The 24,727-nt window shown below is 70.4% G+C and carries 20 protein-coding genes and 1 pseudogene; 17 read left to right on the top strand and 4 right to left on the bottom strand.

Annotation, left to right across the window (positions count from 1 at the left end):
* Nucleotides 1-3 precede the first annotated feature (3 nt).
* The 4 genes from AB0F11_RS16550 to AB0F11_RS16535 all read right to left on the bottom strand — a co-directional run bounded on the left by AB0F11_RS16550 (nt 4) and on the right by AB0F11_RS16535 (nt 3,843).
* Nucleotides 4-780 carry a succinate dehydrogenase/fumarate reductase iron-sulfur subunit gene (locus AB0F11_RS16550; protein ID WP_362173438.1) on the bottom strand — a complete coding sequence of 259 codons (777 nt, stop codon included), beginning with the start codon at nt 778-780 and terminating at the stop codon, nt 4-6.
* Entirely contained in the window at nt 777-2,678 is a 1,902-nt protein-coding gene (locus AB0F11_RS16545; protein WP_362173435.1) for a fumarate reductase/succinate dehydrogenase flavoprotein subunit, read from the bottom strand. The genes AB0F11_RS16550 and AB0F11_RS16545 overlap by 4 nt, the downstream gene beginning before the upstream one ends.
* 1 nt (nt 2,679) lies before the next feature.
* Nucleotides 2,680-3,501 carry a hypothetical protein gene (locus tag AB0F11_RS16540; RefSeq protein WP_362173433.1) on the bottom strand — a complete coding sequence of 274 codons (822 nt, stop codon included), beginning with the start codon at nt 3,499-3,501 and terminating at the stop codon, nt 2,680-2,682.
* Nucleotides 3,502-3,612: 111 nt separating this feature from the next.
* Nucleotides 3,613-3,843 carry a hypothetical protein gene (locus tag AB0F11_RS16535; RefSeq protein ID WP_362173430.1) on the bottom strand — a complete coding sequence of 77 codons (231 nt, stop codon included), beginning with the start codon at nt 3,841-3,843 and terminating at the stop codon, nt 3,613-3,615.
* 360 nt (nt 3,844-4,203) lie between these two features.
* On the opposite strand from AB0F11_RS16535, the gene AB0F11_RS16530 reads away from it, so the two are divergent.
* The 17 genes and pseudogenes from AB0F11_RS16530 to AB0F11_RS16450 form a co-directional block, all read left to right on the top strand.
* Nucleotides 4,204-6,447 (top strand): ABC transporter substrate-binding protein, encoded by a 2,244-nt coding sequence (locus AB0F11_RS16530; protein WP_362173427.1) that lies wholly within the window; start codon nt 4,204-4,206, stop codon nt 6,445-6,447.
* Between the two features lie 443 nt (nt 6,448-6,890).
* On the top strand, nt 6,891-8,795 hold the full coding sequence (gene typA, locus AB0F11_RS16525) for a translational GTPase TypA (RefSeq protein ID WP_362173424.1): 1,905 nt from the start codon (nt 6,891-6,893) through the stop codon (nt 8,793-8,795).
* Nucleotides 8,796-9,222: 427 nt separating this feature from the next.
* Entirely contained in the window at nt 9,223-10,848 is a 1,626-nt protein-coding gene (locus tag AB0F11_RS16520) for an ABC transporter substrate-binding protein (protein ID WP_362173421.1), read from the top strand.
* A gap of 94 nt (nt 10,849-10,942) precedes the next feature.
* Nucleotides 10,943-11,887, top strand: coding sequence for an ABC transporter permease (locus tag AB0F11_RS16515; protein ID WP_362173418.1), 945 nt, complete (start codon nt 10,943-10,945; stop codon nt 11,885-11,887).
* A complete protein-coding gene (locus tag AB0F11_RS16510; protein ID WP_362173415.1) occupies nt 11,880-12,827 on the top strand; it encodes an ABC transporter permease in 948 nt (315 codons plus the stop codon). Before AB0F11_RS16515 ends, AB0F11_RS16510 begins: the two co-directional genes overlap by 8 nt.
* Before the next feature lie 13 nt (nt 12,828-12,840).
* Nucleotides 12,841-13,896, top strand: a complete 1,056-nt coding sequence (locus AB0F11_RS16505; RefSeq protein ID WP_362173412.1) for an ABC transporter ATP-binding protein — start codon at nt 12,841-12,843, stop codon at nt 13,894-13,896.
* Entirely contained in the window at nt 13,889-14,941 is a 1,053-nt protein-coding gene (locus AB0F11_RS16500) for a dipeptide ABC transporter ATP-binding protein (RefSeq protein ID WP_362173409.1), read from the top strand. Before AB0F11_RS16505 ends, AB0F11_RS16500 begins: the two co-directional genes overlap by 8 nt.
* A 147-nt stretch (nt 14,942-15,088) precedes the next feature.
* Nucleotides 15,089-16,027, top strand: coding sequence for a GNAT family N-acetyltransferase (locus tag AB0F11_RS16495; protein WP_362173406.1), 939 nt, complete (start codon nt 15,089-15,091; stop codon nt 16,025-16,027).
* 106 nt (nt 16,028-16,133) lie between these two features.
* Nucleotides 16,134-17,762, top strand: coding sequence for an ABC transporter substrate-binding protein (locus tag AB0F11_RS16490; RefSeq protein ID WP_362173403.1), 1,629 nt, complete (start codon nt 16,134-16,136; stop codon nt 17,760-17,762).
* Between the two features lie 27 nt (nt 17,763-17,789).
* Nucleotides 17,790-18,713, top strand: a complete 924-nt coding sequence (locus tag AB0F11_RS16485) for an ABC transporter permease (protein WP_362173400.1) — start codon at nt 17,790-17,792, stop codon at nt 18,711-18,713.
* Complete coding sequence (locus AB0F11_RS16480; protein WP_362173397.1) at nt 18,706-19,710, top strand: ABC transporter permease; 1,005 nt, start codon at nt 18,706-18,708, stop codon at nt 19,708-19,710. The genes AB0F11_RS16485 and AB0F11_RS16480 overlap by 8 nt, the downstream gene beginning before the upstream one ends.
* A 13-nt stretch (nt 19,711-19,723) precedes the next feature.
* A complete protein-coding gene (locus tag AB0F11_RS16475) occupies nt 19,724-20,698 on the top strand; it encodes an ABC transporter ATP-binding protein (protein ID WP_362173394.1) in 975 nt (324 codons plus the stop codon).
* The gene (locus AB0F11_RS16470; protein ID WP_362173391.1) at nt 20,691-21,764 is read left to right on the top strand and encodes a dipeptide ABC transporter ATP-binding protein; all 1,074 of its coding nucleotides are present in this window, start codon (nt 20,691-20,693) and stop codon (nt 21,762-21,764) included. Before AB0F11_RS16475 ends, AB0F11_RS16470 begins: the two co-directional genes overlap by 8 nt.
* A gap of 543 nt (nt 21,765-22,307) precedes the next feature.
* Nucleotides 22,308-22,502 carry a hypothetical protein gene (locus AB0F11_RS16465; protein ID WP_030153401.1) on the top strand — a complete coding sequence of 65 codons (195 nt, stop codon included), beginning with the start codon at nt 22,308-22,310 and terminating at the stop codon, nt 22,500-22,502.
* A gap of 31 nt (nt 22,503-22,533) precedes the next feature.
* Nucleotides 22,534-23,430, top strand: a complete 897-nt coding sequence (gene mshB / locus AB0F11_RS16460) for an N-acetyl-1-D-myo-inositol-2-amino-2-deoxy-alpha-D-glucopyranoside deacetylase (RefSeq protein ID WP_362173388.1) — start codon at nt 22,534-22,536, stop codon at nt 23,428-23,430.
* Nucleotides 23,427-23,810 carry a DUF6113 family protein gene (locus tag AB0F11_RS16455; RefSeq protein WP_362173385.1) on the top strand — a complete coding sequence of 128 codons (384 nt, stop codon included), beginning with the start codon at nt 23,427-23,429 and terminating at the stop codon, nt 23,808-23,810. Before mshB ends, AB0F11_RS16455 begins: the two co-directional genes overlap by 4 nt.
* A gap of 345 nt (nt 23,811-24,155) precedes the next feature.
* Nucleotides 24,156-24,727: pseudogene (locus AB0F11_RS16450) on the top strand (hypothetical protein); the annotation flags it as partial.

Raw genomic sequence — 24,727 nt, 5'->3', positions numbered from 1 at the left:
TGGCTAGTGGGGGTCGGGGCGGCGCCGGATCTTGTTGCCCAGCCACACCAGCGGGTCGTACTTGCGGTCCACGGCCCGCTCCTTCAGCGGGATCAGCGCGTTGTCGGTGATCCGGATGCCCTCGGGGCAGACCTCCGTACAGCACTTGGTGATGTTGCAGTAGCCGAGCCCGTGCTCCTCCTGGGCGCTGCGCTTGCGGTCCAGGCCCGCCTCCGCGGCCGCGTCCAGGGGGTGCATGTCCAGCTCGGCCACCCGCATGAGGAAGCGGGGGCCGGCGAAGGCCGTCTTGTTCTCCTCGTGGTCACGCACCACATGGCAGGTGTCCTGGCACAGGAAGCACTCGATGCACTTGCGGAACTCCTGCGAGCGGTCCACGTCCACCTGCTGCATCCGGTACTCGCCCGGCGCCACCCCCTGCGGCGGTACGAAGGCCGGCACCTCCCGGGCCTTCGTGTAGTTGAACGAGACGTCCGTGACCAGGTCCCGGATCACGGGGAAGGCCCGCAGCGGGGTGATGGTGACCGTCTCGTCCCGGTCGAAGACCGACATCCGCGTCATGCACATCAGCCGCGGCCGGCCGTTGACCTCCGCGCTGCAGGAGCCGCACTTGCCGGCCTTGCAGTTCCAGCGGACCGCCAGGTCCGAGGCCTGGGTGGCCTGGAGCCGGTGGACGATGTCGAGGACGACCTCCCCGTCGTGCACCTCGACGGTGAAGTCCCGCAGCTCCCCGCCCTCCGCGTCGCCCCGCCAGATCCGGAAGCGTGCGTCGTATGTGGTCACCCGTGGAGCTCCTCTTCGGCGAGGTACTTGGCCAGCTCTTCCTTCTCGAAGAGCCCGAGCAGGTCGGAGCGGATCGGCTCGGTGAGGACCCGCTCCAGCACGATCCGGTCGGCCGCCGGATCCTCGGGCACCGGCTGCACCGGGTGGCACAGCAGGTTCACCGGGCGCCAGCTGCGCTCCATCGCCGGGCAGTCCTCGCGGGTGTGCCCGCCGCGGCTCTCGGTGCGCTCCAGGGCCGCCCGGGCCACGCACTCGCTGACCAGCAGCATGTTCCGCAGGTCCAGGGCGAGGTGCCAGCCCGGGTTGAACTGCCGGTGCCCCTCGACGCCGGCGCGGGCCGCCCGCGCCCGCAGCGAGGCCAGCCTCTCCAGCGCCTCGGCCATCTCGCCCTCGCGGCGGATGATGCCGACGAGGTCGTTCATGGCCGTCTGCAGCTCCTGGTGCAGGGTGTACGGGTTCTCGGCGCCCTCCGCGGCGTGGAACGGGGCCAGCGCTTCCGCCGCGGCCGCGTCCACCTGGGCCTCGGAGACGGCCGGCCGGCCGCCGGGCGCCGCCGCGTGGGCGGCCGCGTGCAGCCCGGCCCGCCGCCCGAAGACCAGCAGGTCGGACAGCGAGTTGCCGCCGAGCCGGTTCGAGCCGTGCATACCGCCCGCGACCTCGCCGGCGGCGAACAGCCCCGGAACGCCCCGGGCCGCGGCGGTGTCCGAGTCGACCGCGATCCCGCCCATCACGTAGTGGCAGGTCGGCCCGACCTCCATGGGCTCCGCGGTGATGTCCACGTCCGCCAGCTCCTTGAACTGGTGGTACATGGAGGGCAGCCGCCGCTTGATCTTCTCCGCCGGCATCCGGGTGGACACGTCGAGGAAGACCCCGCCGTGCGGTGAGCCGCGGCCCGCCTTGACCTCGGAGTTGATGGCCCGGGCCACCTCGTCGCGGGGGAGCAGCTCGGGCGGGCGCCGGTTGTTGTCGGGGTCCTCGTACCAGCGGTCGCCCTCCTCCTCCGTCTCGGCGTACTTCTCCTTGAAGACGTCCGGGACGTAGTCGAACATGAACCGCTTGCCCTCGGAGTTGCGCAGCACCCCGCCGTCGCCGCGCACCGACTCGGTGACGAGGATGCCCTTCACCGACGGCGGCCAGACCATCCCCGTGGGGTGGAACTGCACGAACTCCATGTTCAGCAGCGGGGCCCCGGCCAGCAGCGCGAGCGCGTGCCCGTCGCCGGTGTACTCCCAGGAGTTGGAGGTGGTCTTGAAGGACTTGCCGATCCCGCCGGTGGCGAGGACGACCGCCGGGGCCTCCAGGACGAAGAACCGGCCCGACTCGCGCTCGTAGCAGAAGGCCCCCGAGACCCTGTCCCCGTCCTTGAGCACGCGCGTCACCGTGCACTCCTGGAAGACCTTCAGCCTCTCCTCGTGGTCGCCGTACTCCTTGAAGTCCTCCTGTTGGAGGGCGACGATCTTCTGCTGGAGGGTGCGGATCAGTTCCAGGCCCGTACGGTCGCCGACGTGGGCCAGGCGCGGGTACTCGTGGCCGCCGAAGTTGCGCTGCGAGATCCGCCCGTCCGGGGTGCGGTCGAACAGGGCGCCCCAGGTCTCCAGCTCCCAGACCCGGTCGGGGGCCTCCTTGGCGTGCAGCTCCGCCATCCGCCACTGGTTGAGGAACTTGCCGCCGCGCATGGTGTCGCGGAAGTGCACCTGCCAGTTGTCGTGCTCGTTGACGTTGGCCATGGAGGCGGCGATCCCGCCCTCGGCCATCACGGTGTGGGCCTTGCCGAACAGGGACTTGCAGATCACGGCCGTACGGGCGCCGCGCTCGCGCGCCTCGATCGCGGCGCGCAGCCCGGCGCCGCCCGCGCCGACCACGACCACGTCCCAACTCTGCCGGTCGACTTGAGCCATGTCAGAAGATCCTCGGGTCGGTGAAGGCGCCGGTGGCGAGCAGGTAGACGTACAGGTCGCACGCGGCGACGCTGATCAGGGAGGCCCAGGCGAGCTGCATGTGGCGCCCGTTGAGCCGGCTGACCCAGCCCCACAGCCGGTAGCGCACCGGGTGGCGGGAGAAGTGCTTCAGGCGGCCGCCCATGATGTGTCGGCAGGAGTGGCAGGACACCGTGTAGGCCCAGATCAGCACGATGTTGAGGACGAACAGCAGCGTCCCGAGGCCCATGTGGCCCCACTCGTAGCGGTTGTTGCGGAAGGTCAGCACGGTGTCGTACGTGAGGATGCCCGCGACCGGCAGCGCCGCGTAGAAGAAGTAGCGGTGCGCGTTCTGCAGGATCAGCGGGAGGCGGGTCTCGCCGGTGTACGCCGCGTGCGGCTCGGCGACGGCGCAGGCGGGCGGCGAGGCCCAGAAGCTGCGGTAGTAGGCCTTGCGGTAGTAGTAGCAGGTCAGCCGGAAGCCGAGCGGGAAGACCAGGATCAGCAGGGCGGGGGACAGGCCCCACCAGCTGCCGAGGAGGTCGTAGTTCGGGCCGCTGCGCATCTCCTGGCAGTTCTCCGCCAGGCACGGCGAGTAGAACGGGGAGACGTAGGGCGCGGCGTAGTAGTCGGCGTTCGCGAAGGCCCGCCAGGTCGAGTAGACGATGAAGGCGAGCAGTCCGGCGGCGGTGCCGGCGGGGGCCAGCCACCACCGGTCGGTGCGCAGGTGCCGGGCGGCGATCGCGGCCCGGGTGGCGCCGTGGACGCCGCTCCGCTGCCGGGGTGGTTCTGTACCTGTGGCCAAAGGGGACTCCGGGTGGAGTGAGTCGGGGGTGGCCCAGGAGACCCAGCCGCCCCGGTGCGGGCCGGCTGGGTCTGATGGGTGGTGTGGTGGCGGAAGGTTACGGCTGCGGACTCAGGGTGCTCGCCGGTCGCGGGAGCCCAGGCCCTCGTCGTCGGTGTCCGTCCACAGTGCGTTGTCGTACGGGGTGTCCGGGATGGTCACCATTCCGGACCGGTCCGGCGGCGGGGCGGCGCGGCCGCTCCCGGACGCCTTGCCCGAGGCTCTGCGCTCCAGCTCCTCCACCTTGCGGGTGAGCTCGTCCAGGCTGCGCCGTACGGCATTCAAATCGTCCTGCTGGGACATGACTTGCCCTCACTTCCGCAGGTTGCGGTGGCAACGTTCATGTGCGCCTGCGAGTGTCGCCCCTCGCGCCCCCGGTTGTGAAGGGACAGGAAGCGATTGCGGGCGCGCAGGCGCGATCTGTGCGCCCCTCCCTGCCCCCATTCTCATCCCTCTCCCGGGGGAACGCCCGTTCCGGGCGCAGCGGGATTGGTCCGCACGGGTGGGGTTCGCGGCGTGGCGAGGGGCGGGTGCGCAGGGTGCGGCGGCCCGTGGATTTCAGTGTGTTTCTGCACCCGGTGTGATCAGCTCCATATACCGCCAAATGCGATATACCGCCAAATCTGCTCCATGTCCTTCCCGCCCCGCCCGGAGGTAGCACCCATGTCCCACAGAAGGCGCAGGCCCCTGGCGCTGCTGACCTCGGGAGTCCTCGCACTGCCGCTGCTCGCGGGGTGCTCCGGCAGCGACGACGGCGGTCCCGTCGCCGCCGGCCAGGACATCGCGGTGACGGCACGGGAGAAGGTCGCCGACGGCGGCGTGCTGCGCTGGGCCGTGGACAGCCTCCCGGAGACCCTGAACACCTTCCAGGCCGATGCCGACGCCGCCACCACCCGCGTCGCCCAGGCGGTGCTGCCCCAGCTGTTCACGCTGGACGAGAAGGGCCGGCCGGTGGCCAACCCGGACTACCTGGAGAAGGCCGCGATCGTCGAGCGCGAGCCCAAGCAGGTCGTCCTGTACAAGCTGAACCAGCAGGCGGTGTGGAGCGACGGCCGCGAGATCGGCGCCCCGGACTTCGTGGCCCAGTGGCGGGCGCTTAACGGCAAGGACTCGGCGTACTGGACCGCGCGCAACGCCGGCTACGAGCGGATCGAGAAGATCGAGCGCGGCAAGTCCGACCTGGAGGTCAAGGTCACCTTCGCCAAGCCGTACACCGACTGGCGCTCGCTGTTCTCCCCGCTCTACCCCAAGCAGGTCACCGGCACCCCGGAGGCCTTCAACGAGGGCGCCCGCGGCACCCTCAAGGTCACCGCCGGGCCCTTCAGCCTCGGGACCGTCGACAAGAAGACCGGCACCGCCGCGCTGACCCGCAACGCCCGCTGGTGGGGCCGGCCCGCCAAGCTGGACACCCTGGTCCTGACGGCCGTCCCGCGGGCCGAGCGCACCGCGGCGCTGGTGGCGGGCAAGGTCGACATGGCCGAGATCGACCGGGCCGGCGCGGACCGGATCGCCGCCGCCCGGCGCGCGGCCGAGCAGACGGCGGGCCCGGGCGGGGCCGGGGCCCCCGCGCAGACGGCGGAGGCGGCGGCCCTGCGCGGCTTCACCGTCCGCAAGTCCCTGGAGCCGGCCTACACCCAGCTCGCCCTGAACGGGGCCTCCGGCCCGCTGGCCGACGAGCGGGTCCGCCGGGCGGTGGCCCGGGCCCTGGACCGCAAGGAGCTGGCCGAGATCGTCCTCAAGCCGCTCGGCCTGCCGGCGAAGCCCGTCGGCAGCCACGTGGCCCTGGCCGGGCAGCGGGCGTACGCCGACAACAGCGAGGCGCTCGGCGGCCAGGACACCAAGGCCGCCCAGGCCCTCCTCGCGGACGCCGGCTGGCGCCGCGGCGGCCCGATCACCGAGCCCGACGGCGCGAAGGCGGGCCCGGAGGCCGAGCCGCAGGCCGCCGGCAAGACCCCGTCCGGCCCGGGCACCGGCAACGACGGCCTGTACGTCGTGGGCTCGGAGGACGACCGGGGCGGCGACACCCTGGACCGGGCGCTCCCCGCGGCCCGCTCCGTCCTGGGCCCCGTGGCCCTCGTCGGCGGCCGGCACCTCTCCCTGGCCCCGGCGCCCGCCCCGGCCGTCCCCGGCATCACCACCCCCGGCCCGGACGCCCCTGCAGGCGCACCCGGCGCGGACACCCCCGCAGGCGCCCCGGGCCCGGTCGGCGCGCCCGCTCCCGCCGGTACGCCCGCCGCACCCGACGGCACGCCCGCCGCCCCCGCCGGCGGGACGGCCAGCCCCGCCCCGGCGCCCGCCCAGCACACCCGTACCTCCGGCGCGATCATGGCCAAGGACGGCAAGGCGCTCACCCTGCGCTTCATCCTGCCCTCGGGCCCGGGCTCGGAGGCCCTGCGCTCGGTGGGCGAGCGGATCTCGCAGATGCTCCTGAAGATCGGCGTGCAGACGGAGCTGACCAAGGTGGCCGACGAGAGCTTCTTCAGGGACCACGTGGCCTCCGGCCAGTACGACCTGGCCCTCTACTCCTGGCCGGCGACCGCCTACCCCGCCACCGACGCCCGGCCGATCTTCGCCAAGCCGGAGCCGGCCGCCGACGGCTCGCTTCTCGTCGAGCAGAACTACACCCGGGTCGGCACCGACCACATCGACCAGCTCTTCGACCAGGCCCTCGGCGAGCTGGACGAGGACGCCTCGCGCGAGCTGATGCGCAAGGCGGACGCCCGGATCTGGGCGGCGGCCGGCTCCATCCCCCTCTACCAGCGCCCCGAGCTGGTGGCCGTCAAGCCGTCCGTGGCCAATGCCGGAGCCTTCGGACTGGGCACTCCGCGCTTCCAGGACATCGGGTGGAAGAAGGCCCCGAGTGCCAAGGAGTCGGGCGCCGGGGAAGGAAAGGAGAAGAACAAGTGACAATCGGGCGCCCCGCGGATTGACCTTCGCCCCGCAAGCTCAGATGTGACTCAAGTCCCTTGCCCGCCGCACGCCCGGCGGGCAAGGTCGTGGATGCCCGTTGACCCGAGGCACCACCCACCGCACCACGGCACCACCCGCAGACGGCCCCCACAGCCCCTGCAGGCGCCCCCACAGCCCCCCTGCAGGCGGCCCGTACAGCCACCTGCAGCCGCCCCCACAGCCACCGCAGGAACCCCCCGGGGACCCGCAGCGCGCACGGCCGGACCCCCCACCCCGCACTCCGGCCGCGATCAGCCGACCGGCCTCTTGACAGACCCCGCGGCGGGCACTTCCCGCCACGCGACGTACCATGGGGTAAGGCCGTGGCAGGTTTCCCGCCCGGCAGGCTCGCGTACCAGGCCGTACGTGACGCCATCCACGATCCCGGGAGAAGCGCCGCAGTGCCCACGCGCCACGACATCCGCAACGTCGCCATCGTCGCCCACGTCGACCACGGCAAGACGACCATCGTCGACGCCATGCTGAAGCAGGCCGGCGCCTTCGCCGCCCACCAGCAGCTCGATGACCGCATGATGGACTCGAACGACCTGGAGCGTGAGAAGGGCATCACGATCCTCGCCAAGAACACGGCGGTGAAGTATCACCCCAAGGACGGCGGAGCCCCGATCACGATCAACATCATCGACACCCCCGGCCACGCCGACTTCGGCGGTGAGGTCGAGCGCGGTCTGTCGATGGTCGACGCCGTCGTCCTGCTGGTGGACGCCTCCGAGGGTCCGCTGCCGCAGACCCGCTTCGTGCTGCGCAAGGCGCTGCAGGCCCGGATGCCCGTCATCCTCTGCATCAACAAGACGGACCGCCCGGACTCCCGGATCGACGAGGTCGTCAACGAGACCTACGACCTGTTCCTGGACCTGGACGCGGACGAGGACCAGATCGAGTTCCCGATCGTCTACGCCTGCGGCCGTGACGGCATCGCCTCGCTGACCAAGCCGCAGGACGGCACCGTCCCCGCGGACAGCGACAACCTGGAGCCGTTCTTCTCCACGATCCTGGAGCACGTCCCGGCCCCGACGTACGAGGAGGACGCGCCGCTCCAGGCCCACGTCACCAACCTCGACGCCGACAACTTCCTCGGCCGCATCGCGCTGCTCCGCGTCGAGCAGGGCGAGCTGCGCAAGGGCCAGACGGTCGCGTGGATCAAGCGCGACGGCTCGATCTCCAACGTGCGCATCACCGAGCTGATGATGACCGAGGCGCTCACCCGCAAGCCGGCCGAGGTGGCGGGCCCCGGTGACATCTGCGCCGTCGCCGGCATCCCCGACATCATGATCGGCGAGACCCTGGCCGACCCGGAGAACCCGGTCGCCCTCCCGCTGATCACGGTCGACGAGCCCGCGATCTCCATGGTCATCGGCACCAACACCTCCCCGCTGGTCGGCCGCGGCGGCTCCGGCAAGGGCGCCGACGCCAAGGCCGCGGTCAAGGACCGCAAGGTCACCGCCCGCCAGGTCAAGGACCGGCTGGACCGCGAGCTGATCGGCAACGTCTCGCTCCGCGTCCTCGACACCGAGCGCCCGGACGCCTGGGAGGTCCAGGGCCGCGGTGAGCTCGCGCTCGCCATCCTGGTCGAGCAGATGCGCCGCGAGGGCTTCGAGCTGACCATCGGCAAGCCGCAGGTCGTCACCAAGGAGGTCGACGGCAAGGTCCACGAGCCGGTCGAGCGCATGACGATCGACGTGCCCGAGGAGCACATGGGCGCCGTCACCCAGCTCATGGGTGTCCGCAAGGGCCGCATGGACAACATGTCCAACCACGGCTCCGGCTGGGTCCGCATGGAGTTCGTCGTCCCGTCCCGCGGCCTCATCGGCTTCCGTACGGAGTTCCTGACGCAGACCCGCGGCACGGGCATCGCCCACTCCATCCACGAGGGCCACGAGCCGTGGTTCGGCGCGCTGCAGACCCGCAACAACGGCTCCCTGGTCGCCGACCGCGCCGGTGCGGTCACCGCGTTCGCGATGACCAACCTGCAGGAGCGCGGCGTGCTGTTCACCGACCCCGGCACCGAGGTGTACGAGGGCATGATCGTCGGCGAGAACTCGCGCTCCGACGACATGGACGTGAACATCACCAAGGAGAAGAAGCTCACGAACATGCGGTCCTCTTCGGCCGACTCGTTCGAGGCGATCGTTCCGCCGCGCAAGCTCTCCCTGGAGCAGTCCCTGGAGTTCTGCCGCGACGACGAGTGCGTCGAGGTGACCCCGGAGGCCGTCCGCATCCGCAAGGTCGTCCTGGACCAGAAGGAGCGCTCGCGTACCGCGTCGCGCGCCAAGTCCGCCAAGTAGTGCGGTAGTTCACGGCATCCCCGGGGTACGCCCCGGACGCACAGCCCCTCCCGCCACGGATCACCGTGGGGGGAGGGGCTGTTCGCTTTTGTCAAGTGGATTATTGCGTTCTGGTGTCCGCATACCGACCGTGACGCTCCGGAAGGTGAGCTAACCGTCCGTTTCGCACGTGTCTGTCTCTGTTCCCTTTGTCCGGATTTCGGGTTTCTGCCGCGGATCGATGTTGTGAAAACGAGACCACCCAAGTGTGGTTTACGGTCGGGGTCTCCTTAAGGATGGCTCCATTGAGCTCGGGTCAATGGGTCACACGCTGTGGGGAGCGTCGACTCACGAGCACACACGACGGGTCCGGATTTCGCTGTCAGGGGTGTCAGCGCCAGCCGGGTCCTTCACGTATCGACAGTGACTCCTGAGGAGGCAATAACCCATGCGCGGAGCAACGAGCGCCAAGTGGGTCGCCGGTGCCGTCATCGTGGCGATGGCCGCCACGGCATGCAGCACCAGCAAGGATGACGCCGGCAACAAGGCCGGTGGTGGCAACATCACCGTGGTGCTCGGCGAGCCGCAGCACGGTCTGATCGGCCAGAACACCGCCGAGTCCGAGGGCGCCGAGGTTCTCAACGCCCTGTTCACCGGCCTGGTCGACTACGACAACAAGACCAACGAGCCGAAGCTCGCGGTCGCCGAGTCCATCGACACGACGGACTCGAAGACCTGGACGATCAAGATCAAGGACGGCTACACCTTCCACAACGGTGAGAAGGTCGACGCGCAGTCGTTCGTCCGCGCCTGGAACTGGGGCGCCAACCAGGACAACGCCGCCGAGGGCATGCCGTTCTTCTCGAAGATCGAGGGCTCCGACGAGCTGGCGCCGGGCAAGGACAAGAAGCCCACCGCCACCGAGCTCAAGGGTCTGAAGGTCGTCGACGAGAAGACCTTCACCGTCACGCTGAAGGCCCCCTTCTCCCAGTTCAAGACCATGCTGGGCTACAACGCCTTCTACCCGCTGCCCAAGGCGTTCGAGGCCGACCCGAAGAAGTTCGGCGAGGCTCCGATCGGCAACGGTCCGTTCCAGATGGACGGCGCCTGGGACCACAACAAGCAGATCAAGGTGAAGCGGTACGACAAGTACCCCTCCGAGGGCCGCGCCAAGCTCCAGGGCGTCACCTTCAAGATCTACGACAACCTGGACACGGCGTACAACGACCTGCGCGCCGACAACATCCAGATCGTCGACAAGCTCCCGATCTCCGCGATGGCCACCGTCTCCCAGGAGTTCGGCGACCGCTACATCTACAAGCCGGAGTCGGCCGTCGGTTACATCGGCCTGCCGCTCGAGACCAACCCCGAGGCGTTCGGCAAGGTCGAGATCCGCAAGGCGATCTCGATGGCCATCGACCGGGACGCCATCACGAAGACCATCTTCAACGGCACCCGCAAGCCGGCCGACGACTTCATCAGCCCGATCATCCCGGGCTACCGCAAGGGCGCCCTGGGCGAGGCCGGTACGTACAACCCGACCAAGGCCAAGGAGCTCTTCCAGCAGGCCGGCGGCATCCCCGGCAACAAGCTGGAGCTCGGCTACAACGCCGACGGCGGCCACAAGGAGTGGATCGAGGCCGTCGCCAACCAGCTGAAGGCGAACCTCGGCATCGAGGTCACCGCCAAGCCGTACGCCAAGTTCGGCGACCTGCTGGACGACCTGGGCGCCGCCAAGTACAAGGGCGCGTTCCGCATGGCGTGGTCGATGGACTACCCGGCCGCCGAGAACTACCTCCGTCCGATCTTCTCGAAGGTCGCGATCGACAACGGCTCCAACTACGGCCACTACAAGAACGACGAGTTCGAGAAGGTCATGGACGCGGCCGACAAGGCCACGGACCCGGCCGAGGGCCAGAAGCTGTACCAGCAGGCCGACGACATCATCATCAAGGACCTGCCGTACATCCCGGTCTTCACCTACATGTCTTCTTCGGCCTACTCCAAGTCCGTGAAGAACGTCGAGGTCGACGCCCAGGGCCGCATGGACCTGGCGAACGTCGAGCTCAACTAACACCCCTCTTCACTTAGGGGAGTACCTGGGGGCGGGTAGGCGGAATCAGGTTTCCGTCTGCCCGCCCTTTCCCCCTGTTCTTGTTGGAGGTCTGATGGGCCGCTACCTCATCCGCCGACTGATACAGGCGATCCCTGTGATCCTCGGCGCCACGTTCATGATTTACTACCTCGCCTTCAGCCTGCCCGGCGATCCCATTTCGGCGCTGGCGGGCGACAAGAAGGCAGACCCGACCGTGGCAGCGATGCTGCGGGCGAAGTACAACCTCGACGACCCGTTCCTGCTGCAGTACTGGCACTACATCACCAACCTGTTCCAGGGGAACTTCGGTGAGACGCTCCAGGGCCGCCAGGTTCTCGACCTGATCACCGAGGCGTTCCCGTACACGGTGAACCTCGCGCTGGTCGCCTTCGTCATCGAGGCCGTCATCGGCATCGCCGCCGGCGTCCTGTCCGCGCTGCGCCGCGGCAAGTTCATCGACCAGCTGGTGCTGATCTCCACCCTGCTGGTCATCTCCATCCCGGTCTTCGTCTTCGGCTTCGTGCTCCAGCTCGTCCTGGGCCTGCAGCTGAAGAACGCCTGGGGCATCGACTTCTTCCCGATCTCCTTCAACGAGGCCGACGGCATCCGCGCCTACCTGCTGCCGGGATTCGTGCTCGCCACGACGTCCCTGGCGTACGTGGCCCGCCTGACCCGCACCAGCCTCATGGAGACGATGCGCGCCGACTACGTGCGCACCGCGACCGCGAAGGGCCTGCCCCGCCGCCGCGTCGTGGTCAACCACGCGCTGCGCAACGCGCTGATCCCGATCATCACCTTCCTCGGCGCCGACCTCGGCTCCCTGATGGGCGGCGCGGTCATCACCGAGAAGATCTTCAACATCCACGGCATCGGCGGCACCCTCGCCATGTACGTCTGGCAGAAGCAGGGCGTGGTCGTGGTGGGCATCGTGACCCTCCTCGTCCTCGTCTACATGCTCGCCAACCTGATCGTGGACCTGCTCTACGCCGTGCTCGACCCGAGGATCCGTTATGCGTGACACAACCACGGTGGGGGACGAGTTGACCGAGGTTCAGACCGCCGGCACCTCCTCCGCCGGCGCCGCAGCCGAACAGCCCGCCAAGAAGGAGCGCGCGGCCAGCCTCTGGTCCGACGCGATCCGCGACCTGCGCCGCAACCCGATCTTCCTGATCGGTGGCGCGCTGGTCCTCTTCATGGCGCTGGTCTCCGTGTGGCCGTCGCTCTTCACGGCCGTCGACGCCTACGCGCCCTGCGACCTGAAGAACTCGATGCTGAAGCCGTCGGGCGACCACGTCTTCGGCACCGACGTCCAGGGTTGCGACGTGTACGCGCGCTCCGTGTACGCCGCCAGCAACTCGATCATCGTCGGCATCGCCACCACCACGATGGTGCTGCTGCTCGGCGTCACCACGGGCCTGCTGGCCGGCTGGTTCGGCGGCTTCGTCGACACGGCGCTGTCCCGCTTCGCCGAGATCTTCTTCGCCATCCCGCTGATGCTCGGCGGCATGCTGATCATGTCGGGCCTCGGCAAGGGCAACGCCTGGACCGTCTCCCTGGTCCTCGCCACCCTCGGCTGGCCGCAGATCTTCCGCATCATGCGGTCCTCGGTCCTGGCGAACAAGCACAACGACTACGTCATGGCCGCCCGCGCCCTCGGCGCCGGCACCTGGCGGATCACGCTGCGGCACATCATGCCGAACGCGATCGCACCGGTCATCGTCGTCGGTGCGATCAGCCTCGGTGTGTACATCTCGGCCGAAGCCGCCCTGTCCTACCTGGGTGTCGGCGTCCAGGCGCCGGAGATCTCCTGGGGCCTGATGGTGAGCGACGCCCAGGCGCGCTTCCTGCAGGCTCCGCACATGCTGCTGTTCCCGGCCGCCGCGCTGAGCGTCACCGTGCTCGCGTTCATCATGGTCGGCGACGCGGTGCGCGACGCCCTCGACCCGAAGCTGCGCTGAGGAAGGGCGTACGTTGACCATCATCGACCAGACCTCGAACGTCCCCGCGCCCCGATCGGCGCCGGAGGGCACCCCGCTCCTCGAAGTGCGCGACCTGCACGTCGAGTTCCACACCCGCGACGGCGTGGCCAAGGCCGTCAACGGCGTCTCGTACTCGGTGAACGCCGGCGAGACCCTCGCCGTCCTCGGCGAGTCCGGCTCGGGCAAGTCCGTGACGGCGCAGGCCATCATGGGCATCCTCGACATGCCGCCCGGCAAGATTCCCTCGGGCGAGATCCTCTTCCAGGGCACCGACCTGCTGAAGCTCCCGGCCGAGGAGTACCGCAAGATCCGCGGCTCCAAGATCGCGATGATCTTCCAGGACGCCCTGTCCTCGCTGAACCCGGTGCACACCGTCGGCGCCCAGCTCGGCGAGATGTTCCGCGTGCACCGCGGGATGTCGAAGAAGGACTCCCTGGCCAAGGCCATCGAGCTGATGGACCGGGTGAAGATCCCCGCCGCCAAGGCGCGCGTGGGCGACTACCCCCACCAGTTCTCCGGCGGTATGCGCCAGCGCATCATGATCGCCATGGCGATGGCCCTGGAGCCGGACCTGATCATCGCCGACGAGCCGACCACGGCCCTCGACGTGACGGTCCAGGCCCAGGTCATGGACCTGCTCGCGGAGCTCCAGCGCGAGATGAACATGGGCCTGATCCTGATCACCCACGACCTCGGCGTCGTCGCCGACGTCGCGGACAAGATCGCCGTCATGTACGGCGGCCGGATCGTCGAGACCGCCCCGGTCCACGAGATCTACAAGCGCCCGGCGCACCCGTACACCCGCGGTCTGCTGGACTCGATCCCGCGCCTGGACCAGAAGGGCCAGGAGCTCTACGCGATCAAGGGCCTGCCGCCCAACCTGCTGAACATCCCCCCGGGCTGCGCCTTCAACCCGCGCTGCCCCAAGGCGCAGGACATCTGCCGCACCGAGGTGCCTGCCCTGCACCGGGTGACCGAGCAGGACGGCACCGAGCTGCCCGGCCGCGGCAGCGCGTGCCACTTCTGGAAGGAGCAGCTCCATGGCTGAGCTCAGCAAGAACACCACCGAGCGCGAGCCGATCCTCCAAGTGCGCAATCTGGTCAAGCACTTCCCGCTGACCCAGGGCATCCTGTTCAAGAAGCAGGTCGGTGCGGTCAAGGCCGTCGACGGCGTCTCCTTCGACCTGTACCGGGGCGAGACCCTCGGCATCGTCGGCGAGTCCGGCTGCGGCAAGTCCACCGTCGCCAAGCTCCTGATGAACCTGGAGAAGGCCACCGCGGGCGAGATCTTCTACAAGGGCACGGACATCACCAAGCTGTCCGGCAGGGCCCTCAAGGAGGTCCGCCGCAACATCCAGATGGTGTTCCAGGACCCGTACACCTCGCTGAACCCGCGCATGACGGTCGGCGACATCATCGGGGAGCCCTTCGAGATCCACCCCGAGGTGGCTCCCAAGGGCGACCGGCGCCGCAAGGTCCAGGAGCTCCTGGACGTCGTGGGCCTGAACCCGGAGTACATCAACCGCTACCCGCACCAGTTCTCCGGCGGCCAGCGCCAGCGCATCGGCATCGCCCGCGGCCTCGCGCTCAACCCGGAGATCATCATCTGCGACGAGCCGGTCTCCGCGCTCGACGTGTCGGTGCAGGCGCAGGTCGTCAACCTGATGGAGAAGCTCCAGGACGAGTTCGACCTGAGCTACGTCTTCATCGCGCACGACCTGTCGATCGTCCGGCACATCTCCGACCGCGTCGGCGTGATGTACCTGGGCAAGATGGCCGAGATCGGCACCGACGCCCAGATCTACGACCACCCGACCCACCCGTACACCCAGGCCCTGCTCTCGGCCGTGCCGGTGCCGGACCCGGACGCCCGTGAGGGCCGCGAGCGGATCATCCTCACCGGTGACGTCCCCTCGCCGGCCAACCCGCCGTCGGGCTGCCGCTTCCGCACCCGCTGCTGGAAGGCGCAGGACAAGTGCGCCACCGAGCAGCCGGTGCTGGCCGTCCCGGAGCGCTACCAGGGCCAGAACACCCTCGCGGCGCACGAGTCGGCGTGCCACTTCGCGGAGGAGCGGGCCGTCCTGGCCGTCTGACCCTCCCGCGTACGCATCCCAGGGCGCCTGCCGCCGGATCCCTCCGGCGGCAGGCGCCCTGGCGCATTGCGGGGGCGGTGGCCCGGCGAAGACCGGTGCGCCGAAAGGCAGTTGCGGGAGCCCCGCGGGCGGGCGGACAGTGGCCCGATGACCGACGTGATGACCGTCCGGGCGGCCGGCCCCTCGGACGCGTCCGACATCTGCGCCCTGCTCAACGCCGTCGACGTGATCGAGATCGGCAGGCCCGAGACCGACCTCGCCGCGGTCGAGGCCGACCTCCACCACCCCGGCGTCGACCTCGCCACCGATTCCTGGCTCGCCTTCGAGGGCGGCCGGCTCGTCGCCTACGGCCTGGTGTGGGCCGACTCCGGGCCGGGCCGGATCGACGGCGACCACTACGTACTGCCCGGCCACGACCGGGCCGCGCTCGCCGTGCTGACGCGGATGGAGACCCGTGCCCGCACGATGGCCTCCGGGGCGCCGGACGGCCGGCTGCGCCTCCAGCTCAACGCCGAACCCACCCTCGACCTGACCCTGCTGACCGGGCGCCGCTACCGCAGCGTGCGCCGCTACCAGGTGATGACCCGCTCCCTGTCCCCGGCCGCCGACCGGCCGCCCGCCCCGCCCGAGGGGCTGGTCCTGCGCGACTGCGCCGGCGACGAGGCCGACCGGCGCCGCGCCCACGCCCTGGTGGAGGAGACCTTCGCCGCCCACTACGGCCACGTCGAACGCGAGCACGAGGCCTGGCTGGACCACCTCGACGCCCGCGCCCTGGACTGGTCCCTGGTGTGGATCGCGAGCCTGCCCGGCCACGGCGACGCGGCCGTCCTGCTCAGCCGTGACGACCGCACCAGCATGGCCTGGATCAGCCACCTCGGCGTACGGAAGGAGCTGCGCGGCCGCGGCATCGGCGGCCACCTCCTGCGCCACGGCTTCGCCGCCCACGCGGCGCGCGGCCGCGACACCGTCGGCCTCGGCGTCGACATCCGCAACGAGACGGGCGCACTCACGCTGTACGAGGCGCACGGAATGCGCCTGCACTACGCGGTGGACACCTGGGAGCTGGCTTTGCACTCCCAGGGGTGACAGGCGCCGCGCGCACGGGTGCATTCGGTGCAACCAGGAGTGCACCGGCTCCCCAAGGGGGTGACATTGGCCCCAAGTGAATCTTGGGAGTCATAGGAGGCACTCCATGCGCGGAGCCACCCGTGCCACGTGGGCCGCATGTGCACTGGCCGTCGCCCTCGCGGCGACGGCCTGCGGCGGCGGGGGCGACAGTGGCGGGGGCGGTGGCGCGGGAATCGTCAGCTCCTCCTGGGGTGATCCGCAGAACCCGCTGGAGCCGGCCAACACCAACGAGGTGCAGGGCGGCAAGGTCCTCGACATGCTCTTCCGCGGGCTCAAGCGCTACGACCCGAAGACCGGCGCGGCCACGAACATGCTCGCCGAGAAGATCGAGACGACCGACAGCCAGAACTTCACGATCACCGTGAAGGACGGCTGGACGTTCAGCAACGGCGAGCCGGTCACGGCCCACTCCTTCGTGGACGCCTGGAATTACGCCGCGGACGTGCGCAACAAGCAGAACAACGCGCCGTTCTTCGCCGACATCGTGGGCTACGCGGACCTCCACCCCGCCTCCGGCGAGCCCACGGCCAAGACCATGTCCGGCCTGGTGGTCAAGGACGACAAGACCTTCACGGTGGCCCTCGACAAGAAGTTCTCCACCTGGCCCGACACCCTCGGCTACCAGGCCTTCTCCCCGCTGCCCAAGGCCTTCTTCAGCGACCACGCCGGCTGGCTGGACAAGCCCGTCGGCAACGGCCCGTACACGGTGGACTCCTACACCAAGGGCACCGGCATGAAGCTGCGCGCGTGGGACGGCTACCCGGGCGCGGACAAGGCGCAGAACGGCGGAGTGGACCTGAAGGTCTACACCGACAACAACACGGCCTACACCGACCTGATCTCGGGCAACCTCGACCTCGTCGACGATGTGCCCGCGCAGCAGCTGAAGAACGTCAAGAACGACCTCGGCGACCGGTACATCAACCAGCCGGCCCTGATCATCCAGACCCTCACCTTCCCGCTGTACCAGCCCCAGTGGAACAAGGAGGGCATGGAGAAGGTCCGCCGCGGCATCTCGATGGCCATCAACCGCGACGAGATCACCAAGCAGATCTTCCGCGAGACCCGCACCCCGGCCAAGGACTGGACCTCCCCGGCCCTCGGCGCCAAGGGCGGCTTCAGCTCCACGCTGTGCGGCAGCGCCTGCACGTACGACCCCGTGGAGGCGAAGAAGCTGATCCAGGAGGGCGGCGGCCTGCCCGGCGGCAAGGTCACCCTGACCTCCAACGTGGACACCGGATCGCACCGCGACTGGATGGACGCGGTCTGCAACAGCATCAACAACGCCCTCGGCGAGGGCCCGGTCTGCACGGTCAACCCGGTCGGCACCTTCGCCGACTTCCGCAACCAGCAGAGCTCCTACAAGCTGACCGGCCCGTTCCGCTCCGGCTGGCAGGCCGACTACCCGCTGATCCAGAACTTCCTGCAGCCGCTGTACTTCACCGGGGCCTCCTCCAACTACGGCAAGTTCAGCGACCCGGGCTTCGACAAGCTCATCGACGAGGCCAACCAGGAGAGCGATCCCGCCAAGGCCATCGCCAAGTTCCAGGACGCCGAGAAGATCCTCGCCGAGCAGATGCCGGCCATCCCGCTCTGGTACCAGAACGGCAGCGCCGGCTACGGCGAACGCCTCTCCAACGTGGCGCTCAACCAGTTCAGCGTCCCCGTCTACAACGAGATCAAGGTCAGCTGACCCGCCACCGACACCCTGGAGCCCTCCGTGGGACGTTATGTGATCCGGCGGCTGCTGCAGATGATCCCGGTGTTCATCGGCAGCACGTTCCTGATCTTCTTCATGGTGTACGCGCTCGGCGACCCCGTCGCCGCCCTCTTCGGCGACAAGGCGCCCGACCCGGCCACCGCCGCGCGCATCCGCAGGGACCTCTACCTCGACCGGCCCCTGTGGCAGCAGTACCTCCACTACATGGGCCAGATCTTCCAGGGGGACTTCGGCAGGGCCTTCAACGGCCAGGAAGTCACCGAGCTGATGGCCGGTGCCTTCGCCGTCACGCTGCGGCTGACCTGCGTCGCCATCGTCATCGAGATCGTCGTCGGCATCACCCTCGGCGTGATCAGCGGGCTGCGCCGCGGCAAGGCCGTCGACTCCGGCGTGCTGGTGCTCACCCTGATCGTCATCTCGGTGCCGACCTTCGTGACGGGCTACCTGCTCCAGTACCTGTTCGGCGTCAAGCTGCGCTGGGTCCACCCCTCGGTCTCCCCGGGCGCGCCCCTCAACGAGCTGATCCTGCCCGGCATCGTCCTCGCGCTCGTCTCCCTCGCGTACGTCACCCGCCTCTCGCGCACCTCCATCGCCGAGAACGTCAAGGCCGACTACGTGCGCACCGCGACCGCCAAGGGGCTGCCGCGCCACCGGGTCGTCACCCGCCACCTGCTGCGCAACTCGCTGATCCCCGTCGTCACCTTCATCGGCACCGACATCGGCGCCCTGATGGGCGGCGCCATCATCACCGAGCGGATCTTCAACATCCACGGCGTCGGCTTCCTGCTCTACCAGGGCATCCTGCGCAACAACTCGCCCACGGTGGTCGGCTTCGTGACCATCCTCGTCATCGTCTTCCTGGTGGCGAACCTGCTGGTCGACCTGCTCTACGCGGTCCTGGACCCGAGGATCCGCTATGCCTGAGCCCGAGCCGTACGACCCGCTCAACCCGGGCGAGGACGAAGCCATCGCACCCACCGGACAGGGCGGACCCATGGACCTGGCGCTGGAGGAGGCCGAGAGCCTGGAGAAGCCGCTCGGCAACGACGGCCCCGGCGGGACCGGCCCGGCCCGAAAAGCCCGCTCGCTGTGGTCCGACGCCTGGCACCAGCTGTGCCGCAACCCCGTCTTCGTCGTCTCCGCCCTGCTGATCCTCTTCCTCGTCGTGATCGCGATCTGGCCCCAGCTCATCGCCAGCGGCGACCCGCTCCACTGCGACCTGTCCAAATCGCAGGAGGGCTCGGCCCCCGGGCACCCCTTCGGCTACGACACCCAGGGCTGCGACGTGTACACCCGCACCGTGTACGGGGCGCGGGCCTCGATCACGGTCGGCGTCTGCGCCACCCTCGGGGCCGCGCTGCTCGGCTCCCTCCTCGGCGGCCTCGCCGGCTTCTACGGCAGCTGGGGCGACGCCCTGCTCTCCCGGGTCGCCGACATCTTCTTCGGCATCCCCGTGGTCCTCGGCGGCCTGGTCTTCCTGTCCGTGGTCACCGGCGACACCGTCTGGCCGGTGGTCGGCTTCATCGTGCTGCTCGGCTGGCCGCAGATCGCCCGCATCGCCCGCGGATCGGTGATCACCGCCAAACACAACGACTACGTCCAGGCCGCCCGGGCGCTGGGCGCCGGCAACGCCCGGCTGCTGCTGCGGCACGTCGCGCCCAACGCCGTCGCCCCGGTCATCGTCGTCGCCACCATCGCGCTGGGCACGTACATCGCCCTGGAGGCCACCCTGTCCTACCTCGGCGTGGGGCTGCGCCCGCCCACCGTCTCCTGGGGCATCGACATCTCCAACGCGGCCCCGCAGATCCGCAACGCCCCGCACATGCTGCTCTGGCCGGCGGGCGCGCTGAGCATCACCGTGCTCGCGTTCATCATGCTCGGCGACGCGGTGCGCGACGCCCTCGACCCCAAGCTGCGCTGAGGAGCCGGTGCCCATGCTGCTCGAAGTGCGCGACCTGCACGTGGAGTTCACCACCCGCGAGGGCGTCGCCAAGGCCGTCAACGGGGTGAGCTACGCGGTGGACGAGGGTGAGACGCTCGCCGTGCTGGGCGAGTCAGGGTCCGGCAAATCGGTGACCGCCCAGGCCGTGATGGGGATCCTCGACATGCCTCCGGGCCGGATCGCGGGCGGCGAGATCCTCTTCAAGGGCAAGGACCTGCTGAGGGTGAAGGAGGAGGAGCGGCGCCGGATCCGCGGCTCCGAGATGGCGATGATCTTCCAGGACGCGCTGTCCTCGCTGAACCCGGTGCTCACCGTGGGCGCGCAGCTGGGGGAGATGTACGAGGTGCACCGCGGGATGTCCCGCAAGGACGCCCGGGCCAGGGCGGTCGAGCTGATGGACCGGGTGAAGATCCCGGCGGCCCGCCAGCGGGTGGGCGACTACCCCCACCAGTTCTCGGGCGGCATGCGCCAGCGCATCATGATCGCGATGGCGCTGGCCCTGGAGCCCGCGCTGATCATCGCCGACGAGCCGACGACGGCCCTGGACGTCACCGTCCAGGCCCAGGTGATGGACCTGCTGGCGGAGCTGCAGCGGGAGCTGAACATGGGCCTGATCCTGATCACCCACGACCTCGGCGTCGTCGCCGACGTCGCGGACCGGATCGCGGTGATGTACGCGGGCCGGATCGTCGAGGCGGCCCCCGTCCACGACCTCTACCGGGCGCCCGCCCACCCGTACACCCGCGGCCTGCTCGACTCGATCCCGCGCCTGGACCAGAAGGGCCAGGAGCTCTACGCGATCAAGGGCCTGCCGCCGAGCCTGCTGGCCATCCCGCCCGGCTGCGCCTTCAACCCGCGCTGCCCGATGGCGCAGGCGGTCTGCCGCACCGACGTGCCGCCGCTGGCCCACGTCGCCGAGGGCCGCAGGAGCGCGTGCTTCTTCTGGAAGGAGTGCCTCGGTGGCTGAGCCCGTCCTGGAGGTCCGCGACCTGGTCAAGCACTACCCGCTCACCCAGGGCATCCTCTTCAAGAAGCAGGTCGGTGCGGTCAAGGCTGTCGACGGGGTCTCCTTCGACCTGGCCCGGGGGGAAACCCTCGGCATCGTCGGGGAGTCGGGCTGCGGCAAGTCCACCGTGGCCAAGATGCTGGTCAACCTGGAACGCCCGACCAGGGGCGCGATCTCGTACAAGGGCGAGGACATCACGAAGCTGTCCGGGCGGGCCCTGAAGGCCGTGCGGCGCAACATCCAGATGGTCTTCCAGGACCCGTACACCTCGCTGAACCCGCGGATGACGGTCGGCGACATCATCGGCGAGCCGTACGAGATCCACCCGGAGGCCGCCCCGAAGGGCGACCGGCGGCGCAGGGTCCAGGAGCTCCTGGAGGTGGTCGGCCTGAACCCGGAGTACATCAACCGCTATCCGCACCAGTTCTCCGGCGGCCAGCGCCAGCGCATCGGCATCGCCCGCGGCCTCGCCCTGCGGCCGGAGGTGATCGTCGCGGACGAGCCGGTCTCCGCGCTCGACGTGTCGGTGCAGGCGCAGGTGGTCAACCTGCTGGAGCGGCTCCAGGACGAGTTCGACCTGTCCTACGTCTTCATCGCGCACGACCTGTCGATCGTCCGGCACATCTCCGACCGGGTCGGGGTGATGTACCTGGGCCGGATCGTGGAGATCGGCACCGACACCCAGATCTACGACCACCCCACCCACCCGTACACCCAGGCCCTGCTGTCGGCGGTGCCGGTGCCGGACCCGCACGCCCGCGCCCACCGGGAGCGGATCATCCTGAGCGGCGACGTGCCCTCGCCGGCGAACCCGCCGTCGGGCTGCCCCTTCCGTACCCGCTGCTGGAAGGCGCAGGACAAGTGCGCCGCCGAGGTCCCGCTGCTGGCGGTCCCCCAGGTCTTCCCCTCGGGCCCCGCGGCCCACCCGTCGGCCTGCCACTTCGCGGCGGAGAAGCAGGTGGTCCCGCCGGCCGGGGAGCTCCCGCCGCCGCCCGCGCCCCGGGGGCCGCTGCACCCGCCGGTCTGAGCGGGCCGGTCCCGAGGGGGGGTGTTGCCCGGCGCAGGACCCGGCGCAGGGCGGCAGTTCGGGGCGCGCGGACGCATGCTTCGCGCTGCTACGGGAAGGCGCGCGAGGTAACGTGCCGTGGAGCGCCCCGGGCGGTCCGCGCCGGTGCGCTCCTGACGGATTCGGCGCGACACGGCGCCGGCGGCCTCGCACCGACGGCGATTTTCGGCCACCGCGGCGATTTCGCGGCGTGGTGGCCGCTGTCACCCCAACCCGGTTTACATCCAGGCAACTTGACCGTTTCTGTCCCGAGATGCGGGCCAGGCAGCCTGGGCAGGTGCGGCCGTGCGGGTGCCGACGGCCGGCCGGGGAGGCGTACCGGCTCCCCGGCCGGCCACCCCCGTGACCCTGCGCATGCGCGGCGTGCGCCCCTCGTGCTGCCGGAATTCGATCGATGCGCTGGTACGGATAGTTATGATCCGTAGCGCACGGTGGGTATGACTCCGCCGAGCACTGAGTACGAGTACGCGTACCGATGTCCGCTCGACGTGGAGGTGAAACGCCGTGGCACTCTCGATCTCGGCCGTGGTGCTGCTGGCGATCGTCGTCTTCCTGCTGGTCCGCCGGTCGGGCCTGAAGGCGGGACACGCCGCTGTCTGTGTGCTCCTCGGGTTCTACCTGGCCAGTTCGACCATCGCGCCGACGCTCAGCCAGCTGACCACGAACGTGGCCAGCATGATCAGTGGCCTCAAGCTGTAGGTCGCCTGCGACTTGCTCGTAGGCTTGGACCATGAACGGTCTTCCCGCCCGTCGTCTGCTCCTGGTGCACGCGCACCCGGACGACGAGTCCATCAACAACGGCGTCACCATGGCCAAGTACGCGGCCGAGGGGGCGCACGTCGCGCTGGTGACCTGCACCCTCGGCGAGGAGGGTGAGGTCATCCCGGCCGAGCTCGCCCACCTGGCGGCCGACCGCGACGACACGCTCGGCCCGCACCGCGTCGGCGAGCTCGCCGCCGCCATGGCGGAACTGGGCGTCACCGACCACCGGTTCCTCGGCGGGCCGGGCCGCTTCCGCGACTCCGGGATGATGGGTGTGGAGCAGAACCGCCGCCCCGGCTCCTTCTGGTCGGCGGAGGTGGACGAGGCCGCCGCCCACCTGGTCGAGGTGATCCGGGAGCTGCGCCCGCAGGTGCTCGTCACCTACGACCCCGAGGGCGGGTACGGGCACCCCGACCACATCCAGGCGCACCGGGTCGCCATGCGCGCCGCGGAACTCGCCGCGGAGCCCACGTACCGCCGCGACCTCGGCGATGCCCACGAGATCGCGAAGATCTACTGGAACCGCGTGCCGCGCTCGGTGGTCGAGGAGGGCTTCGCCCGGCTGCGGGCCGCCGGCACCAAGACCCCGTTCCCGGGGCTGGCTTCGCCCGAGGACGTACCCGGTGTCGTCGCAGACGACCGCATCACCGCCGAGATCGGCGCCGACGAGGCCGTCGTGGCGGCCAAGGCGGCCGCGATGCGGGCCCACGCCACCCAGATCGCGGTGGACGGCCCCTTCTTCGCGCTCTCCAACGACCTCGCCCAGCCGCTGTTCGCCCGCGAGTACTACGAGCTCGTCCACGGCCGCCCCGGCGCCCCCGCCGGCGAGCGCGAGCAGGACCTGTTCGCCGGGGTGCCCGCATGAGCCGGCCCCTGACCCCGGGGCGGATCGCCGCCCTGCTCGGGCTGTTGGCGGCCGGCGTGCCGACCGGCCTGGCCGGCTGGCTCGTCGTGGACCTGTGGTTCCCCGGCGGCCTCGTGCTGGCGCTGCTGGCCCTCTTCGGACTGTTCCTCGGCGGCCGGATCGCCCTCGGGTCCGGGCTCGGCACGGGCGCCGGCGTGGTCGGCTGGTTCCTGGCGTACGTGGCACTCGGCGTGCCGCGCCCCGAGGGCGACTTCCTGCTCGGTTCGTCCGGAATCGCCATGTACGCCTACCTTTTGGGTGGAGCCGTGGTGGCTGTGATGTGCGCCACGCTGCGCCTCCCGTACGACCGGCCGGTTTCGGCCGCGCCGCCCGGCCGCTGACAAGCCGTTGAACTCGGCCTCGGTGCGCGCCCGCGGGGGGTTGGGCCGCAGGGCGCAGTGCGTGCGCGGGCGGCTTGGGAAGGGCGAAGGGGAACCAGTGATTCCCCTAGGTCAGTTGCCTGCGGGCCTCGGCCAGTATGGTGGTCGGGCCGCCGAGCTGCCCGCGCACGGTACGACGGGCGGCGGAGCCAACCGGGAGAACCTGCCTTGAGTCGTGAAACCGACCGTTCGTCCTCCGGGCCCCAGGGGCGCGGCGGAGCCGCCTACCCCTCGGGTACGCCGCCGTACGGAACCGGCCAGTACCCGTCCACGGACCCGGCAGCGACTGCCTCGGAGGAGAACTCTGTGACCTCGAACCCGTCCAGGCCCGACACCGACGGGCCGAAGACCGAGACCACCCTGACGACCCGCATCCGGATCAACATCCCGGGTTCGCGGCCGATCCCGCCGGTGGTCGTACGCAAGCCGGTCGCCGCCGCCGGCGCGGAGGCGGAGCCCGAGCGCGCCGAACCGGCCGCCGGGCCCGCCGCGTCCGCCGCGCCCGCGGAGCCGGCCGAACCGGAGGAGCCGGCACCGGCGGCCAACAACTGGTTCGCCCCGCGCAAGTCCGCGCCCGCCGCGCCCGCACCGCGCTCCCAGGCCCCGGCGCTGCCGAGCCGCACCCCGGCACCCGCCGGCCCCGAGCCCGCGCTGCCCACGCGTACGCCCGCCGCCCCGGCCCCCGGCCCGCTGCCGGTCCGCACCCCCGCTCCGCCCGGCGTCCCCGGCGCCCGCGGCGGCGCCCCCGCGGCCGGATTCACCCCGGGCGCCCCCGCACCGGCCCCCGCGGGCCCGCGTCCGGGCGCCCCCGCCGGCCCCGGCTTCGACGCGCCCGGCCGCGCCGGCATGCCCCCGGCCCCGCAGCCGCCCGCCCCCGG

Source organism: Streptomyces sp. NPDC032472, assembly GCF_040636955.1.
Lineage (GTDB): Bacteria > Actinomycetota > Actinomycetes > Streptomycetales > Streptomycetaceae > Streptomyces.
This window is presented reverse-complemented; position numbering and strand designations above follow the sequence as displayed.